The sequence below is a fragment of the Paraburkholderia caribensis genome (genome assembly GCF_002902945.1).
In the GTDB taxonomy this organism is placed as follows: domain Bacteria; phylum Pseudomonadota; class Gammaproteobacteria; order Burkholderiales; family Burkholderiaceae; genus Paraburkholderia; species Paraburkholderia caribensis.
In genome coordinates, this window is record NZ_CP026101.1 from 2,802,454 (window position 1) to 2,819,364 (window position 16,911).

Sequence of the window (16,911 nt, forward strand, 5' to 3'; positions counted from 1 at the left end):
TTCAAAACGATGAGATTTGACGATTTGGATCAATCCAGCCTAGATCAGCAAAAGGCGCTCGATAGTGCTCGCAAGCGCATCGCCGCCCTTGAAGCCCAACTCACCGAAGCGCGGCAGCAGGCAGAACTTGCCTCGATACATCAGCGCAAGTCGGCTCAGTTGCAACTCGAGGTTGATGCAATTAAAGCTTCGACTTCCTGGCGCATCACGGCGCCCATGCGACTCGCCACTCAAGCCGCGCACATTATGCCGCGCGCCATCCATACGATTCGCGGGCAGGCCAAGGTGCGAGGCGGGCTCGCTAGCACTCTTGCGTACTATTGGACGATCGTACGCCGCGAGGGTCTTCGAGGCGTACGCGCGCGCCTCGTCCGGCTTCGCGACGGTTCAGGCTTCGCCGACGGCCCGCCGTCTGACGAACGCTATCACGCTTGGATCGATCGCTTCGACTCGTTTGACGATGGGAAACGCTCAGAAGTCCGCAAGCTAGTTGAGTCCCTGCCCCGGAAGCCTCTTATTTCGATTGTTGTACCAACATACAACAGCGACGAAAAGCTATTACGCGAGATGATCGCGTCAGTTACGGCCCAGCTATACCCCTACTGGGAGCTATGCATTGCCGACGACGCCTCTCCCGATCCGCAGGTCGCACGGGTCCTAACCGAAGCGGCAGGGGCCGATCCACGCATTCGCTTCACGGTGCGGGCGACCAACGGACATATATCCGAAGCTTCTAACAGCGCGCTCGAGTTGGCGCAGGGAGAGTACGTTGCGTTGCTCGACCACGACGATATCCTGCCGGAGCACGCGCTCGCAATGGTGGCTCGTTACATCAACATGCATCCGCATGGACGCATGTTCTACAGTGACGAGGACAAGCTCACGCTGGACGGCATGCGTACCTACCCCTACTTCAAACCCGATTGGAATCCGCAACTGATCCTTTCGCAGAACTTCTTTTCTCATCTAGGCGTCTACGAGACCGCACTTGTACGGCAAGCAGGAGGGTTCCGAAAGGGCTTGGAAGGCAGCCAAGATCACGACCTGGCGTTGCGCTGCCTGGAAATCTCGGGCCATGACAGCGTTGTACACATCCCGCACATCTTGTATCACTGGCGCACCATGCCGGGCAGCACGGCACAAAGCGGTAGTGAGAAACCGTATGCGCACATTGCGCGAGTGCGCGCGATCGAAGAACATCTCAGCCGCTGCGGAATAAGGGCCAGCGTCGAACAACCTTTTGGCGATGCTGCGCCGCTGCGCGTGCGTTATGCCGTCCCGAGCCCAGCGCCCCGAGTGTCGATCATCATTCCGACGCGTGACGGCCTTGAGCTATTGCGTCAATGCATCGATAGCGTGCAGGTTAAAACAACCTATCCGAACTATGAGATCATCGTTGTCGACAACGGTAGCGTAAAGCTAGAGACGCTTGACTATTTCTCCCGTCTCGCAACACAGCCGAACGTGCGCGTCTTGCGCGACGATTCGCCGTTCAACTTCTCGGCATTAAATAATCGTGCCGTCGCGCAAGCCAACGGTGACTATGTGTGCCTGTTGAACAACGATATCGAAGTCATTACCCCAGATTGGCTCGACGAGATGGTAAGCCTCGCCGCACAACCCGGCGCCGGGGCGGTTGGCGCCCGGCTCTGGTATCCGAACGACACGCTTCAGCACGGTGGCGTGCTGCTTGGTCTGGGCGGCGTAGCAGGCCACATGCATCCAAATCTGCGGCGGTGGCAACTCGGGTACTTCGGTAGGGCTGTCACGACACAAAACCTGTCTGCCGTCACCGCTGCCTGCCTGGTCATCCGAAAGTCGGTCTACGATCAGGTCGGTGGCTTGAATGAAGAGCTAGCAGTTGCATTCAACGACGTCGATTTTTGCATCCGCGTGCTGAAGGCCGGCTACCGAAACGTGTGGACACCGCACTCGGAGCTGTATCACCACGAATCGGCATCGCGCGGCTCCGACATGGCCCCCGATAAATACGAGAGATTCGTTGGCGAAGTTCGATGGATGGAAGCACGCTGGCCAGATCTGATTGCAAACGACCCTGCCTATAACCGCAATCTGACATTGAAGACGGACCTCGCACCGTTCGCACTGGCTGAGCCGCCTCGCATCGGCCAGTTCGAGTAGCCAATCAGCCGGTAGCGACACCACGCGCCGCTACAGGCGACACATTATTGTTCAAGCCGCCCCATCCGCCCCCGCACAGCGTCCCACATACCCTTGAATGCCATCCTGAGGTGTGAGCCGCCATGCGGCGGCAGGAGCGAATAAATCAACAGCCGCCCGGGCAACTTTACAAGTTCGGTGGACTTCCAGTTGCACGGCATATAGCCGCGCAGCATCAGCGCCACCGTATTGCGAAAGAGGTAGTAGTGGCGTAACGCGCTGTGCATCGGATAGGTCCTGCCGAGCACACGTATAGGCTTTTCACCCAGTTCGTGGGTCAAGGTAAGCCACGGTACACCGAGCACGCGAAATCCCTTGTGCCTTGCGCGCGCGCACCATTCGAGATCAACGAAGTCTATGAACAATTCATCGTCCATCGGACCGACATCCGACCAGTAACGCAAGTTCACACACGAACCGGATGTAATCAGAAAATCAACTTCGATCGGCTGTTCACCGATCGGCGCGACGCGTTGAAGCTTGAAATATCGAAACCGTACGAACGGCGCAATGCCGCCAAGCCGCGCGTCATCATAAGCGGGACCCATGAGCGCAACTCGTTCGTCACGAGCCACATATCCGGCCAGCAACTCGGGGAGTTGAAGCAACAATGCTTCGGAAGGCTCACTATCCTGATCGAACAAAAAGGCCGCACCAAAGCCGCCGCTGATCAGTCGGCTTACTCCCTGATTGAGCGCTGTAGCAATACCGCGGTTAGCGCAATTCGGCAGGTAAGTTATTCGCGGAGACAAGCCAAGCGCCTGCGCCGAGGATGGCTCCTCTGTATTGTCAACAACGACAACATGATGAACGAGGGCGATCCGGTTTGCACGCTCGATACAAGCTTGATCCGGTCGATAGAAGACAACGACGCAGCCGGTCCGTATGCCTCCGGACATGCCGGTCAACGCGTCTCCAGACACAGTCTTAGCGCATCCTTCCAGTGTGGCGCCTGCAAACCGAAAACCCGCGCCAGTTTCTCGTTCGACATTCGTGAATTTGACGGCCGCTTCGCCGGGGTCGGATAGTCCGACGCGGGAATCGGCAGCACACTCGATCGCCCCTCCAGACCCGCCAGTTCAAATATTGCCGTCGCAAAACCATACCAAGAGGTCGAATCAGCCGCTGTCAGGTTGTAAACTCCCGAACGACTACTCCACCACTCCATTCGATCGCTGACAGAGAATGCCTGCGCAACGACGTGGGCAGTAAGGGTGGCAATCGTATTGGCCCACGTAGGCGCGCCAAACTGGTCGGCAACGACTTTCAATTCGGACCGCTCGGCCCCAAGCCGCAACATGGTCAGCAAAAAGTTCTTGCCACGGCTGCCATAGACCCAGCTAGTACGGAAGACCGCGTGATCAACGCCGGTTGCGGCAACCGCCTGCTCTCCTGCTAGCTTTGTCCGACCGTAAGCATTCTGAGGATCGGTTGCATCGTCCTCAAGGTAAGAGCCAAGCTTGTCACCGTTGAACACGTAGTCAGTTGAATAATGAATCAGCGCTGCGCCCAACTTTTTTGCCTCTTCGGCGAGTATGCCGGGGGCTTGACCGTTGATACGCATAGCTAGGTCGAATTCGGCTTCTGCCTTGTCGACAGCTGTATATGCTGCCGGATTAACAATCAGGTCGGGCCGAATCTCGCGCACCGCCGCTCGCAACTGATCCGGGTTGGACAGGTCGACTACGGAGCGGTCGACCGCGACTACGCGTCCGAGTCCCTGCAACGACCTTGCAAGCTCGAAGCCAACCTGACCATTCACGCCCGTTACCAGAATTGTGCGCCCGATACGATCTGCACCCATTGACTTCCTCGGCCTTTAAGCAAAAACATCTGCGTCGACAAGGCGCTTACCTGCGGCATCTTTGACGGCAACAAGTGGCTCACCTTCGATCGGCCAATCAATCCCGATCTGCGGGTCGTTCCACGCAATGCTGCGCTCGTACTCCGCGAACCAGTAGTCAGTGGTCTTGTACAAGAAGTCAGCCGAATCGGACAGCGTTAAGAAGCCGTGCGCAAACCCGGGCGGAACCCACATTTGCCGCTGATTTTCCGCGGAGAGATGTACGCCCACCCACTTGCCGAAATTTGGTGAACTCTTGCGGAGATCCACCGCCACATCATAAACGTCACCCGCCACGACACGCACAAGCTTCCCCTGCGCATGCTGGATCTGATAGTGCAGCCCGCGCAGCACGCCCTTAGCGGAACGCGAATGGTTGTCCTGCACAAACTCGACACCCGCCTCAACGGATTCGGCAAATTCACGCGCGTTGAAGCTCTCGTAAAAGAATCCTCGCGCATCACCAAACACTTTCGGCTCGATGATCTTGACTTCAGGAAGCGCGGTTGCAGTTACGCTGATGGCCATGCGACTTGGTCCGTAAGAAGGTTTCGCAGATACTGCCCGTAAGCGTTCTTCGACAGTGGTTTCGCGAGCGCGAGCAACTCTTCGCCATTGATCCACTTGCGCCGGTACGCAATTTCTTCCGGGCATGCAACGACCAGCCCTTGCCGCTTCTGCAACGTAGCGATGAACGTCGCCGCTTCGATCAAAGAATCGTGCGTTCCTGTGTCGAGCCATGCGTAGCCGCGCCCCATGATCTCGACGTCCAGCTTCTTCTGCGACAGATACCGCGAATTCACATCGGTAATCTCAAGTTCGCCGCGCGCGGAAGGCTTGATATCCGCGGCGATATCGCAAACCTCGTTATCGTAGAAGTACAAACCCGTGACCGCGTAATTCGACCGCGGCTTCGCCGGCTTTTCTTCAATCGACAGCGCGCGAAAATCCTTATCGAACTCGACCACGCCATAACGCTCGGGATCATGCACGTGATACGCGAACACCGTCGCGCCATCCGTGCGAGCATCCGCACGCTCCAGCTGCTTTGCCAGATCGTGACCGTAAAAAATGTTGTCGCCGAGAATCAGCGCCGACGGATCGTTACCGACGAACTCGCGACCAATGATGAACGCCTGCGCAAGTCCATCCGGTGACGGCTGCACCGCGTACTGAATATTCATGCCCCATTGGCTGCCATCGCCGAGCATCGCTTCGAAGCGCGGAGTGTCCTGCGGCGTCGAGATGATGAGCACATCGCGGATACCCGCGACCATCAGCGTCGACAGCGGGTAGTAGATCATCGGCTTGTCGTACACGGGAAGCAGCTGCTTCGATACGACGTGCGTGATCGGATAGAGCCGCGTGCCAGATCCGCCCGCGAGAATAATGCCTTTGCGTGCCATCGTTCCGCCCTTACGCGCGTTGCGCGTAGTTCGTTTCGACCCACTTGCGGTACTCGCCCGAAGCGACCTCGTCGGCCCACTCCTGGTTGTCGAGATACCACTGCACCGTCTTCGCGAGACCCGTTTCGAAAGTCTCGGCCGGCTTCCAGCCCAGTTCACGCTCGAGCTTGCGCGCATCGATCGCATAACGGCGGTCGTGGCCCGGACGGTCTGTCACATAGGTGATCTGATCGCGATACGAGCCCTGCGCTTTCGGACGTTTCTGGTCGAGCAGATCGCACAGCGTGTGCACGACTTCGAGGTTCTTCTTCTCGTTCCAGCCGCCGACGTTATACGTTTCGCCCGGCACGCCGCGCGCCAGCACTTCGCGGATCGCGCTGCAGTGGTCGCCGACATACAGCCAGTCGCGCACGTTCTGACCGTCGCCATACACGGGCAGCGGCTTGCCGCCGAGCGCATTGGCGATCATCAGCGGGATGAGCTTTTCGGGGAACTGGTAAGGGCCGTAGTTGTTCGAGCAGTTGGTCGTCAACACGGGCAAGCCGTACGTGTGGTGATACGCACGCACGAGATGGTCGGAGCCAGCCTTGGTGGCCGAGTACGGGCTGTTCGGCGCGTACGGCGTGGTTTCGGAGAATTGCGGATCGGTCGCCGACAGCGAGCCGAACACTTCATCCGTCGATACGTGCAGGAAGCGGAATGCCGCTTTGTCTGCATCGTTCAGCGTGTTCCAGTACGATCTTGCAGCTTCGAGCAGCGTGAAGGTACCTACCACGTTGGTCTGAACGAAGTCAGCCGGCCCGTGGATCGAGCGGTCGACGTGGCTTTCGGCGGCAAAGTGCAGCACCGCGCGCGGCTTGTGTTCGGCAAAGAGTTTGTCCAGCGTGTCACGATCGCAGATGTCGGCGCGCACGAAGACATGACGAGGATTGTCCTGTTGCGATTTCAGTGTGCCGAGGTTGCCTGCGTACGTCAGCTTGTCCAGGTTCAGGACTGGCTCATCCGAGGCGTTCAACCATTCAAGCACGAAATTGGCGCCGATAAAGCCGGCACCGCCCGTTACCAGGATCATGGGATTCCTTCTAGAGATTTTCTTGGCCGAGTGGCCGGCATGCCGAGCCGGCCTGAGACGGAACAATCATTGCCGACCGGAGAGGAGCGGCAGCAATGCTGACCGAACCTTACAAACGGGCACGCGGGTACGTAACCAGTCATTATAAAGGTGTCGATGAGAAACACCAGAGGACTAACAAACTGAGACAGTTTTTGACGTCCTCCCCGCCCTTTCTAAGAGGACAGGGATTCCTTCTGCAAGACGGCCACGTCCGGCCGCGAGAATGTTTTTCGCGGCATTCACGTCGCGATGATGACGCGCGCCACAGGCGCACGTCCATTCCCTTATTCGCAGACCTTCAAGTCCTTTCGGACCGCTGCGCGCGCGGCACGCAGAACAGGTCTGGGTTGAGTACGCCTCGTTGACCTCGTCGAACCACACGCCTGCGTCATCGCACTTGTACTGCAGCATGGTCCGGAACGCGCTCCAGCCCGCATCCAGCACGGACTTCGCCGCGCGGGTCTGCGTCAGCGCCTGCGCGTTCACGTTGCCAACGAAGATGGCGCCGTACATCCGCACGAGCGCCGTCGATTGCTTATGGAGAAAATCCTTCCGGCGTGCGGCAATCTTCGCGTGAATCGCTCTCACGCGCGCCTTCTTGCGCGCCCGCTGCGCGCTGGCGAGTGCCGGCTCCAGTTCGCGATAGGAGCGCTGCGCCTCAAGCGCAGCACCGTCGCTCGTGGCGGCGAAGTCCTTCAGCCCCAGGTCTAGGCCCACAGACCGCGCAACGCCGCTGACGGCCGGTTTAGGCTTGCTCTCGACCTTCACCGTGATGTTCAAATACCACCGGCCGCGCGCATCCTCGCTGATACAGCCGGCGCCGAGTTCGTACCGCGACAACCCGTAGCTGTCCCACAACGAGAGTGGTGTGCTCGCGATGAACACCTGTCCATTGCGATAGCGGATGGCACTCGCCTTGAACGGTATCCAGCCGAGTGAGCGGCGCGCGCCGCCGGACACGCGCCAGCGAAGCTTGACCCTGCGGGACTGCTTGCGCCGCGTCACCAGTTCCGCGCTGATGGCCTGGACCGTTTGGGAGTGCAGTGGCAAGCCTTCCCTCGTCGCGCCGGCGGTGTAGCGGTCAAGCTCGTAGGCCGAGACGAACCGGCGTTCACGCTCGAAGATGCGTACGCTTAGTTCATTGCAGTAGTTCCAGACCTGGTTGACGTGATATGCCCACTCTCGTAACACGCGCGCGTGCCGGTCCTTCAGGCGAAGCCTGAGGACGCGCGTTGCGGTAGCGGTTTGAACAGAAGGGGGCACAAGGCGCTTTAGATTCCGGCGAGGCAACATACCGGGAGCATAGCAAAGCGCAAGGTGGCCCGTCGGCCGCCGCGCTCCGCCTCGCCCCTGACGGGGCTTTCCGCAGCTCCTGGTAAATCAGACAACCAGAGAAAGCATCCAGTCGATGGTGTCTTCAATGCCGATTGCCGGCATGTCAGGGACGACGCGGTTCAGCCTTTTCGCCGAACCAACCAGCACTTTGACTTCATTTTGCCGGACGAAGGCGGGATTTACGCGAATTTCGAGGTCGTGACCCGATGCCTCGCGGACGATATCGATAATATCCGTCAGAGTGCGCGGACTGCCGCTGCAAACATTGAGCGTTTCGCCCGCGACCGGGGCTTCGAGTAGCGCCCGATATGCCCGCGACACCATCCGCACGTCCGAAAAATCGCGTGCAACGTTGATATTTCCCAATTCGATAAACGGTCGACGCCGCACAAAATGGGAAACGATTTTCGGAACCAGGAAACGCTCGGACTGCCCGCGCCCCGTGTAGTTGAAAGGCCGCGTGACAACGATCGGCAGCCGGTCGAACCACGTTCGCACCAGATGCTCCATCGCCAGCTTGCTCGCTGCGTAGTGGTTGACAGGCGCAGCCGGCGCGTCTTCATCGACGACACCTTCCGCGTTGCCATAAATGTTCGCGCTGCTCGCGATCAGAATCTTGCGCGGCTCGTGCCCGACGTCGACGCAAGCCTGCAGCAGGTTCGTCGTACCGATCACGTTAACGTTGTACATTTCCAACGGATCGTCGTGTGCGACGAAGCTGATCGCCGCCAGATGCACGATGAATTCGGGCTTCAGCTCGCCGATCAGGCGGCGGCAATCCGGCAGCGACGTGATGTCGAGCGTGCGCTCGCCGGGCTGGGCATCGCCGGCCGTCGTGCCGATGACCTCATAGCCTGCGTCGGCGAGTTCTTCGCGCACGTAGGCACCAGTGAAACCGCTCGCTCCCGTGATGAGAACGCGGTGGATGACTGGCTGAGACGGATGCCGCAAATCCCTTTCCTCCCTGATCTGAGCGCCTGTCGCGCTGGCAGTGGCCGATTATATCGGACGAATGAATCGGCCCCGTTCATTCGCCAAGGGTCGTGAAAGCGTAGTTTGGCCGCCAGAAAATCGCCCAAAAGTCCGAAAAAAATCAAAATAATTCAGCGCTTGCACGGCGATGGAGTACGACACGGCGCGGCGACGCCAGCAACCTGCCGCCGATCCCGGACGGACCCGGGAACGCGCGCTATCATGTCGTGTTGTGCAATGCAGCTCGACTGCAGCAGCTTCGAACTCAATTCCCGGCGACTCGCGGCGCTGCCATACCCCGCCGCCGCGTCCTTCGGACCACTACTTCTTGCCGATGACCGTTTCCACCAGCTTCCCTCCTCTCGCTTTCGGCGATCTGCAGGGCTGCCGCACCCAGTTCCAGCAACTTCTGGCGAAGGCCGCGCCTCCCGCCGACGCGCCCCTCTGGTTCGCGGGCGACCTGATCAATCGTGGCGGCGAATCGCTTGCGACACTGCGCGACATCATCGCGCTGGGAGATCGCGCCGTGCCCGTGCTGGGCAATCACGATCTGCATCTGCTGTCGGTATCGGCGGGCATCAGAAAGTCCAAGAAAGGCGACACGATCGATGAGATCCTCGCCGCGCCCGACGCCGAAGACCTGCTGCACTGGATTCGCCATCGTCCGCTGGTTCATTACGAGAACGGCATGCTGCTCGTGCACGCGGGCGTACTGCCGCAGTGGGACGTCGATCTGACGCTGGAACTCGCCGACGAGCTGCAGCGCGCATTGCGCGCGCCGACCTGGAAAGAGACGCTGGCTGGCCTGTACGGCAACGAGCCGAACCGCTGGAAGCCGAGCCTGAAAGGCATCGACCGGTTGCGCCTGACCTGCACCGCACTCACGCGGATGCGCTTTTGCAATGCCGATGGCGTGATGGACTTCTCGTCGAGCGGCGGCATCAATTCGGCGCCCTCGGGTTTCATGCCGTGGTTCGACGTGCCGGGGCGCAAGACGGAAGACGTTACCGTGGTCTTCGGACATTGGGCCGCGCTCGGTTTGATGGTCCGCGACAATCTGATCGGACTCGATTCGGGCTGCGTGTGGGGCGAGCAGTTGTCGGCCGTCCGGCTGGCGCAGTCGCCCGCCGAACGCACGGTCACGCAGGTGGAATGCGAAGGTTGCCGCGCCGTCGCTTGAACGCGAAGAATGAAGGCTGACTGACGTGCTATGCAGTGCTATGCAGCCCTATGCGTGGCGCGTCATGTCGGCGTCGGGATCGGCTAGCGGCTCTTGCGGATTTTTCGCTTCCGCTGCGGCGTCGATGAACTGCTGGGTCCGATCCGCGATCTGGCCGGAACGACGCGCCTCGGGGTCCTGCAGCGCGGCGAGCGCCGCCCCAACGGAAGCCTGCGCCTCCGCCGCCAGCAAACGCCGATCCGCCCCCGGCGCGAGCGGCGCACCGACATACACATGCGCCGTCAGCGGACCTGCGCGCAACATCGCATCGAGCGACTCGCCAAGCGACAGCTCGCCGATATACGCCGGCGCCGTCGACTGCCGGCCCTGCGCGTCCTCGTACATCATGCACACAGGCTGCACCGGACGCGACGCCGACACCGCCGCCTGAAACATGTTGGCGTGAAACGGCAACAGTTGAACGCCGTCGGACGTCGTGCCTTCCGGAAAGACACACATCAGTTCGCCCGCGTTCAGCCGATTGGCGAGTTCGTGCATGATGCGTTTCGCATCGCTACGTTTTTCGCGCTGAATGAACACGGTGCCTAGCTGCTGCGCGAGCCAGCCGACCACCGGCCATTTACGGATTTCGGCTTTCGACACGAACGGCGTCGGACGCCACGCGTTGATCACGTAAATATCGAGCCACGAAATGTGGTTCGCCACGACCAGCACGCCTTCGTCGAGCCGCGCGCCGTCGTTGTGCACGACGAGACGCATGCCGCACAACTGCAGCATGCGCAGCGACCACGCGCGGTTCAGTTCCAGACGCTGCTGTGGCGTCGCGCGCGGAAATCGTGTCCAGACGGTCCACATGCCGTGCAGCAGATGCACGACCAGCCGAGCCTTGCGTAACGCGAGCTTCATCTTGCGAGTCTTCCGCTTATCTTTCCATTCTCTGCCGATGCGCAACGCGCTCAGCGCTGCTCGAACGCCACCCGACCCGACACGACCGTCGCGCGCACGCGGGCCGGCAGCTCGTAGCCGAGGAACGGCGAGTTATGTCCCTGGCTTTTCAGCGCGCGTGGCTCGACGCGCCAATGAGCGTCGCGGTCGAACACGCACAGGTCGGCCGTCCCGCCGGCTTCGACGCGACCAGCAGGCAGCTTCAACACGCCAGCGGGCGCAGCCGTGATGCGGTTCAGAGCCTTCGCGAGCGAGATGCCCGCTTCGTCCGCCCACTTGACGGTAAGCGACAGCAGCAGTTCGAGCCCCGTCGCGCCCGGCGTCGCCTCGGCAAACGGCAACAGCTTCTCGTCGTCGTCGACGGGCGTGTGGTCCGAGCAGATCGCGTCGATCGTGCCGTCCAGCAGACCCGCGCGAATCGCCTCGCGGTCGCGCTGGGAACGCAGCGGAGGATCGAGCCGGAACTGCGCATCGAAGTAGCCGATATCGATATCGATCAGATGCACATGATTGATCGTGACATCGCAGGTCACGGGCAGACCTTCCGCTTTCGCCGCGCGCATCAGCTCGACACCCGCCGCCGACGACAGATGCGACAGATGCACGCGCGCGCCCGTCACACGCACGAGTTCAAAGATCGTATGGAGCGCGATCGTTTCCGCCGACACCGGCACGCCCGACAGACCGAGACGCGACGCGAGCGGACCGCTCGCCGCGACGCCGCCCTTCGCGAGATACGCGTCCTGCGGACGCAGCCATACGGTGTAACCGTAGGTGTTCGCGTACTGCAGCGCGCGCAGCAAGACCTGTGTATCGACGACGGGCGTATCGGCCTGCGAGAAGCCGATACAACCGGACTCCGTCAACTCGACCATCTCGGTGATCACCTGTCCCTTGAGCCCAACCGTCAGCGCGCCCAGCGGATACACGTGCGCGCGATTCAGATTGCGCGCGCGGAATTTCAGCATTTCGACGAGGCCCGGCTCGTCGAGCACGGGATCGGTGTCGGGCGGACAGACGAGGCTCGTCACGCCGCCCGCGAGCGCCGCGGCCATCTCCGATTCGAGCGTGGCCTTGTGCTCGAAGCCTGGCTCGCGCAGGCGCGCCGACAGATCGACGAAACCGGGCGCCACGTAAAGGCCCTTCGCGTCGATCGTCCTCGCCGCGTTGAAATCGGCAGGAGCGCTGCCGAGCGCGACGATCTTGCCCGCCGCGATGAATACGTCCTGTTGCCGCTCGGTGCCCGCTACGGGATCGATCAGCGTGCCGCCTTGAATATGAATCTTCATGCGCTGCCTTTTATGCCTGCCTGTGCTTTCATTGCCTGATTCGAATGCCGATTCGGGCGCGGATCAATCGTTGTTGCCCGCGACGATGCCCATCACCGCCATGCGCACCGCGATGCCGAACGTCACCTGATTCAGAATCACCGACTGCGGCCCGTCCGCCACCTGCGAGTCGATTTCGACGCCGCGATTCATCGGGCCCGGATGCATCACGATCGCATCGGGCTTCGCGAGCGCGAGACGCTCGGGCGTCAGCCCCCAGCTCTTGAAGTACTCCTGCGCCGACGGCAGCAACGCGCCGCTCATCCGCTCGTTCTGCAGACGCAGCATGATGATGACGTCGACGTCCTTCAGCCCTTCGTCGAGGTTGTGGAACACGCGCACGCCCATCTGCTCGAGGCCGCCCGGCAGCAACGTGCGCGGGCCGATCGCGCGCACTTCGGGCACGCCGAGCGTGGTGAGCGCGTGAATGTCGGAGCGCGCAACGCGCGAATGCAGAATGTCGCCGACGATCGCCACGCGCAGATTCGTGAAATCCTTCTTGTAGTGGCGGATCGTGTACATGTCGAGCAGACCCTGCGTCGGGTGTGCATGACGGCCGTCGCCCGCGTTGATCACGTGCACGTGCGGCGCGCAATGCTCGGCGATCAGATACGGCGCGCCGCTCGAAGCATGCCGCACGACGAACATGTCGGCATGCATCGCCGACAGGTTGTTGATCGTGTCGAGCAGCGACTCGCCCTTGCTCGTCGACGAAGCATTGATGTTGAGATTGATCACATCCGCCGACAGACGCTTCGCAGCGATCTCGAAGGTGGTGCGCGTGCGCGTCGAGTTTTCGAAGAACAGGTTGAATACCGACTTGCCGCGCAACAGCGGCACCTTCTTCACCTCGCGGTCGGTCACGCTGACGAACTGCTCGGCCGTGTCGAGAATGTGATTGACGATCGCGCGCGGCAGGCCTTCGATCGTCAGCAGATGCTTCAGCTCGCCGTTCTTCGTGAGCTGCGGATTGCCCTTCAGGAAGCCGTAGCGAAAACGGTCCGCTGACGCGGCGTGATCGGCCGAAACGGTGGAACCTTGGGAAACCGGGTTGGGCGTGTTCATGGTGTTCCTGAATCAGACTGGGGACTGCATGTGCTGCTAATCGTTACAGCGTTGCGCGGCTGAGCGGGCGTTGCACGCGCTCAATCCGCGCGCGGCTCGGTGTGAAACGCGAGGCTGTCGCCGTCGCGTGACAGCACCAGCGTCGCATTCGCCGGCACCTCGATCGTGCCGCCGACAAAGCGCGCCGCTACCGGCAACTCGCGCCCGCCGCGATCGGCGAGCACCGCGAGTTCAACGGACGCGGGACGCCCGTAGTCATACAGTTCGTTCAGCGCGGCGCGCACGGTGCGGCCGGTGTACAGCACGTCGTCGACGAGCACGATGCGGCGGTTGTCGACTTCGAAAGGCAACGAGGTTGGGCTGGCCTGCGTGTGCAAGCCTTTCTTCGCGTAGTCGTCGCGATGCAGCGCGACGTTGACGACGCCGAAGGTCGGCACGTCGAGGTCTTTGGCGAGACGCTCGGCCAGCCACGCGCCGCCACTGTAGATGCCGGCGAGCACCGCGCCGTCCGGACCACCCAGCGCGTCGCCATAGGCGGCGCGGATCTGTTCGAGCAAGGCGCGGTAGAGCGCCTCGGCGTCAATGGAGCTCATCGGAAAGTCCGTCCAGATATTGCTGAAGAATGATGCACGCGGCTTCGGCGTCGAGCATGCCGGCTTGCCTCGACCCGTCGCGGATACCCGCCTCCGCTTCGACCGACGAATAGCGTTCGTCGACCCACGTGACAGGCAGATTGAAGCGCCCGTTCAGCTGGTTGCCGAAGCGCTTGGCGAGCTGGGTTCTTTCGTGCGGAGTGCCATCGGGATGCATCGGCAAGCCGACGACGAGCGCGTCGGGCTTCCATTCGTCGATCAGCTTGCCGACCGCTTCGAAGCGATATTCGCGATTGCGGTTTTGCAGCACGACGAGCGGCCGTGCGCTACGGGTGAGCGAATTGCCGACGGCAACACCGATACGTTTTTCGCCGTAGTCGAACGCAAGCAGCGTCGCTTCACGTCCGGCCACACTGCTCATGCGTGACCTGCTTCGCCGGAGAGCATCGAAGAAGAAATGCCGAGCAGTGCAAGGGCGGCTTCGAAGCGCTCTTCAGCAGGCACGTCGAACACGATTTTCGGGTCGGCCTGAACCGTGAGCCAGCCGTTCTTCGAGATTTCGTCCTCGAGCTGGCCCGCGCCCCAGCCTGCGTGGCCGAGCGTCAGCAGAAAACGCTGCGGGCCCTTTCCGCTTGCGACGGCTTCGAGCACGTCTTTCGACGTGGTCATCTCCAGCCCGCCCGGCACCTGCATCGACGACGTATAGGTGCTTTCCGAAGCGTCATGCAGCACGAAGCCGCGCTCGGTTTGCACCGGGCCGCCGAAATACACGGGGACATGCAGCAGAGGCTCGATCTCGAGCTTGAGATCGATGCGATTGAACAGCGCCTGGAGGTCGATATCGGTCGGCCGGTTGATGACGAGGCCGAGCGCGCCGCGCTCGCTGTGATCGCAAAGGTAGACCACCGTTCCTGAAAACGTGGGGTCCGCCATGTTGGGCATGGCGATCAGGAACTGGTTGGTCAGATTGATGCGATCGTTACTCTTGGACATAGGTCGAATTTTAGCAAAGACGGTGCGCGACTGCGGGGCCCGTGCGTTGCGCAAAAATCGTGCAGCGGGCTGTTCGCCGGTCTTTGCGGGCAGGCTGTCTGCAAGCGCGCGGCCGACGAGATCGCAGTCCATGAAACTGCACTCTATCACGCGCTCCCGCCTTGCCGGGAACGACGAGCGTGCGCTATCGCGCAGCTGACGGCATAGCGCCAGGATCCCGCCCGTTCTCCTGCATCCAGACGGTTCGCTACGCGCCGCCGCCTTGTTCGATGGCGCGCGTCAGCGCGGCCAGCGCGTTCGTCGCCGACTGCGGCGCGACGCCTGCCGCGACCTTGTGCAGCATCGCGCGCAACGCCTCGGCGGCCGCTTCGAGCGAGCGCGCGTCGGGCGCTTCGACCACGATGTGCGCGCGCACGGCGGGCGTCGATACGCCGGCATGCGCGCGGCGGCGCCACGCAAGACCCAACGCGTCGGCGAGCAGCGCGACCTGCCCGAGTCCGAGCGCCGACGCAGCCGCGCCGAGTCGGTAGGCCGCATCGCCCGCTTGCAGCGCGGCGCTGGGGTCGGCTTTTTGCGGATTGTCGGCGGCGCGTGCGTAATCCGAGAGTGCGGCGATCGCGGCGTCGGCGGTTTGCAAAAAGTCTTCATACGCGTTGGCATTGACCGTCAGCACGCCGAGTTCGCGCGTCATCGCGACGTGCGCCGCCAGCGTCTCCGCCTGGTGCGCGCCCGCCTCCCACAGCGCTTCCGATGCCTGCGTGCCCGCGATATGCCAGTCGACCGTCAAGCCGTAGTCGCGCAGCAGTTCGACGTGCTCGGTGTCTTCGGCGGCTGCGCCGAATAGCGCATAGTCGCGCCACAACAGCGCGAGCGTCGCACGCACGAGCGAGCGCGGCGCGAGCGGAATGCCGCGCTCTTCATCGGCAAGTGCAATGTTGCAACGCGCGTAGAAGCGCCGCATGTCGGCATCTTCGACGGAGCGGCCGGTCGCGCGCAACGCGCGCGAGCACGCCAGGGCGAGACGCCAGAAATCGTATGGATCGGGACCGGAAAGATCGACGAGGCAGGCGTCGAGATCGTCGAGCGCCGCATTGACCGCGCCCGCCACCGCGCTCGTGCTGACATGGCCTTTCGAGCGCAGCACGGGCAGCAGCGCCTGCTCGTAACGCGCCCGCAGATGCGCCAGGCGCGCCACCGATTGCGAACGCAGCGAAACGGGCGGAACGGGCCGGCCGGCAAGCGCGACGTCTTCGAACGTGATGCTGTAGCCGGGCGTGTGCTGCGCGATATGCGTGCTGAGCGCGCGGTAATGCTCGAAAAGCGAGCCCGAGCAGCCAAGCTCGCGCAGATTTCGCCGTTCGAGCGCCGCACGAAACGCGCGCAACGCCGCGCCGAACGCCGCGCGGGCGGCCGCCTCTTCGGCGAGACCGCTTGCCGCCATCGGCGAGACGAGCAGCAATGCATCGGTGAAACGGTGGGCGGCGAGCCAGCCTGCCTCGCGCAACGCACGCCCGGCGATCAGCAGTTGCGCGGTCATGTCGCGCCGCTGCTCGAAGGCATCGAGCGCATCGGCAATGGCCTGCTCCGCGGGGCGGACGGCGCCGCCGCGGGGATTCGGTAAAGCGTCGAGCGTATCGGGCGATGCGGATCGAAGGGTCATGAGCAGGTTGCAGGAACGCCGGCATGGTCCGGCGGCATCGATACTGCGCCTCCGGAACTGCCGTTATGGCGAAAATAGTGCAATTGCCGGGCCACCGACCGCATAGCCCCGAAACGGTGCCGCTTTCTCAGATCACGACATGACGCAAACGGCACCGCTCAAGTTCGCAACCTCGCGATGCTGAAAGCACCATGCTCACGCAGCAGCACCTGCCAGACCACCGTGATGAATCGCACGCATAAGCGTGCAAGCCAAGCGCTGCGACAATTCATCTTGCGACAGCCCATGCGCGCCGA

16 protein-coding genes are annotated in these 16,911 nt (G+C 61.9%); 2 read left to right on the top strand and 14 right to left on the bottom strand.

Annotation, left to right across the window (positions count from 1 at the left end; genetic code table 11):
- Nucleotides 1-216 precede the first annotated feature (216 nt).
- Nucleotides 217-2,142 (top strand): glycosyltransferase family 2 protein, encoded by a 1,926-nt coding sequence (locus C2L66_RS12430; RefSeq protein ID WP_082670368.1) that lies wholly within the window; start codon nucleotides 217-219, stop codon nucleotides 2,140-2,142.
- 44 nt (nucleotides 2,143-2,186) lie between these two features.
- Here C2L66_RS12430 and C2L66_RS12435 read toward each other — a convergent pair whose 3' ends face one another.
- From C2L66_RS12435 to C2L66_RS12465, 7 genes are all read right to left on the bottom strand, one after another.
- Nucleotides 2,187-3,080 (bottom strand): glycosyltransferase family 2 protein, encoded by an 894-nt coding sequence (locus tag C2L66_RS12435; protein ID WP_060599825.1) that lies wholly within the window; start codon nucleotides 3,078-3,080, stop codon nucleotides 2,187-2,189.
- A gap of 5 nt (nucleotides 3,081-3,085) precedes the next feature.
- Nucleotides 3,086-3,985, bottom strand: a complete 900-nt coding sequence (gene rfbD, locus C2L66_RS12440; protein WP_060599823.1) for a dTDP-4-dehydrorhamnose reductase — start codon at nucleotides 3,983-3,985, stop codon at nucleotides 3,086-3,088.
- Nucleotides 3,986-4,000: 15 nt separating this feature from the next.
- On the bottom strand, nucleotides 4,001-4,552 hold the full coding sequence (rfbC, locus tag C2L66_RS12445; protein WP_060599821.1) for a dTDP-4-dehydrorhamnose 3,5-epimerase: 552 nt from the start codon (nucleotides 4,550-4,552) through the stop codon (nucleotides 4,001-4,003).
- Nucleotides 4,537-5,430, bottom strand: a complete 894-nt coding sequence (gene rfbA / locus C2L66_RS12450) for a glucose-1-phosphate thymidylyltransferase RfbA (RefSeq protein WP_060599819.1) — start codon at nucleotides 5,428-5,430, stop codon at nucleotides 4,537-4,539. The genes rfbC and rfbA overlap by 16 nt, the downstream gene beginning before the upstream one ends.
- 10 nt (nucleotides 5,431-5,440) lie before the next feature.
- A complete protein-coding gene (rfbB, locus tag C2L66_RS12455) occupies nucleotides 5,441-6,502 on the bottom strand; it encodes a dTDP-glucose 4,6-dehydratase (protein ID WP_060599817.1) in 1,062 nt (353 codons plus the stop codon).
- A gap of 174 nt (nucleotides 6,503-6,676) precedes the next feature.
- The gene (locus C2L66_RS12460; protein ID WP_233444914.1) at nucleotides 6,677-7,735 is read right to left on the bottom strand and encodes an RNA-guided endonuclease InsQ/TnpB family protein; all 1,059 of its coding nucleotides are present in this window, start codon (nucleotides 7,733-7,735) and stop codon (nucleotides 6,677-6,679) included.
- Nucleotides 7,736-7,924: 189 nt separating this feature from the next.
- Complete coding sequence (locus C2L66_RS12465; protein WP_060599815.1) at nucleotides 7,925-8,830, bottom strand: NAD-dependent epimerase/dehydratase family protein; 906 nt, start codon at nucleotides 8,828-8,830, stop codon at nucleotides 7,925-7,927.
- A 355-nt stretch (nucleotides 8,831-9,185) separates the two neighbouring features.
- On the opposite strand from C2L66_RS12465, the gene C2L66_RS12470 reads away from it, so the two are divergent.
- Complete coding sequence (locus C2L66_RS12470; RefSeq protein ID WP_060599813.1) at nucleotides 9,186-10,031, top strand: symmetrical bis(5'-nucleosyl)-tetraphosphatase; 846 nt, start codon at nucleotides 9,186-9,188, stop codon at nucleotides 10,029-10,031.
- 48 nt (nucleotides 10,032-10,079) lie between these two features.
- On the opposite strand, the gene C2L66_RS12475 is transcribed toward C2L66_RS12470, so the two are convergent.
- The 7 genes from C2L66_RS12475 to C2L66_RS12505 form a co-directional block, all read right to left on the bottom strand.
- Nucleotides 10,080-10,937, bottom strand: coding sequence for a lysophospholipid acyltransferase family protein (locus C2L66_RS12475; protein WP_060599811.1), 858 nt, complete (start codon nucleotides 10,935-10,937; stop codon nucleotides 10,080-10,082).
- 50 nt (nucleotides 10,938-10,987) lie between these two features.
- The gene (locus tag C2L66_RS12480) at nucleotides 10,988-12,265 is read right to left on the bottom strand and encodes a dihydroorotase (protein WP_060599809.1); all 1,278 of its coding nucleotides are present in this window, start codon (nucleotides 12,263-12,265) and stop codon (nucleotides 10,988-10,990) included.
- Between the two features lie 63 nt (nucleotides 12,266-12,328).
- Nucleotides 12,329-13,369 carry an aspartate carbamoyltransferase catalytic subunit gene (locus tag C2L66_RS12485; RefSeq protein ID WP_054928779.1) on the bottom strand — a complete coding sequence of 347 codons (1,041 nt, stop codon included), beginning with the start codon at nucleotides 13,367-13,369 and terminating at the stop codon, nucleotides 12,329-12,331.
- Between the two features lie 80 nt (nucleotides 13,370-13,449).
- Entirely contained in the window at nucleotides 13,450-13,962 is a 513-nt protein-coding gene (gene pyrR, locus C2L66_RS12490; protein WP_060599807.1) for a bifunctional pyr operon transcriptional regulator/uracil phosphoribosyltransferase PyrR, read from the bottom strand.
- Entirely contained in the window at nucleotides 13,949-14,383 is a 435-nt protein-coding gene (gene ruvX, locus C2L66_RS12495) for a Holliday junction resolvase RuvX (protein WP_054928781.1), read from the bottom strand. Before ruvX ends, pyrR begins: the two co-directional genes overlap by 14 nt.
- Nucleotides 14,380-14,955, bottom strand: coding sequence for a YqgE/AlgH family protein (locus C2L66_RS12500; protein ID WP_054928782.1), 576 nt, complete (start codon nucleotides 14,953-14,955; stop codon nucleotides 14,380-14,382). Before C2L66_RS12500 ends, ruvX begins: the two co-directional genes overlap by 4 nt.
- Before the next feature lie 247 nt (nucleotides 14,956-15,202).
- A complete protein-coding gene (locus C2L66_RS12505) occupies nucleotides 15,203-16,615 on the bottom strand; it encodes a hypothetical protein (protein ID WP_060599805.1) in 1,413 nt (470 codons plus the stop codon).
- Nucleotides 16,616-16,911: the final 296 nt, after the last annotated feature.

What these genes read in the sequence shown, in the direction of transcription:
- C2L66_RS12430 (WP_082670368.1), top strand. Translation starts at nt 217, where the DNA reads ATGCGACTCGCCACTCAAGCCGCGCACATTATGCCGCGCGCCATCCAT.
- C2L66_RS12435 (WP_060599825.1), bottom strand. Translation starts at nt 3,080, where the DNA reads ATGTCCGGAGGCATACGGACCGGCTGCGTCGTTGTCTTCTATCGACCG.
- rfbD (WP_060599823.1), bottom strand. Translation starts at nt 3,985, where the DNA reads ATGGGTGCAGATCGTATCGGGCGCACAATTCTGGTAACGGGCGTGAAT.
- rfbC (WP_060599821.1), bottom strand. Translation starts at nt 4,552, where the DNA reads ATGGCCATCAGCGTAACTGCAACCGCGCTTCCTGAAGTCAAGATCATC.
- rfbA (WP_060599819.1), bottom strand. Translation starts at nt 5,430, where the DNA reads ATGGCACGCAAAGGCATTATTCTCGCGGGCGGATCTGGCACGCGGCTC.
- rfbB (WP_060599817.1), bottom strand. Translation starts at nt 6,502, where the DNA reads ATGATCCTGGTAACGGGCGGTGCCGGCTTTATCGGCGCCAATTTCGTG.
- C2L66_RS12470 (WP_060599813.1), top strand. Translation starts at nt 9,186, where the DNA reads ATGACCGTTTCCACCAGCTTCCCTCCTCTCGCTTTCGGCGATCTGCAG.
- C2L66_RS12475 (WP_060599811.1), bottom strand. Translation starts at nt 10,937, where the DNA reads ATGAAGCTCGCGTTACGCAAGGCTCGGCTGGTCGTGCATCTGCTGCAC.
- C2L66_RS12480 (WP_060599809.1), bottom strand. Translation starts at nt 12,265, where the DNA reads ATGAAGATTCATATTCAAGGCGGCACGCTGATCGATCCCGTAGCGGGC.
- C2L66_RS12485 (WP_054928779.1), bottom strand. Translation starts at nt 13,369, where the DNA reads ATGAACACGCCCAACCCGGTTTCCCAAGGTTCCACCGTTTCGGCCGAT.
- pyrR (WP_060599807.1), bottom strand. Translation starts at nt 13,962, where the DNA reads ATGAGCTCCATTGACGCCGAGGCGCTCTACCGCGCCTTGCTCGAACAG.
- ruvX (WP_054928781.1), bottom strand. Translation starts at nt 14,383, where the DNA reads ATGAGCAGTGTGGCCGGACGTGAAGCGACGCTGCTTGCGTTCGACTAC.
- C2L66_RS12500 (WP_054928782.1), bottom strand. Translation starts at nt 14,955, where the DNA reads ATGTCCAAGAGTAACGATCGCATCAATCTGACCAACCAGTTCCTGATC.
- C2L66_RS12505 (WP_060599805.1), bottom strand. Translation starts at nt 16,615, where the DNA reads ATGACCCTTCGATCCGCATCGCCCGATACGCTCGACGCTTTACCGAAT.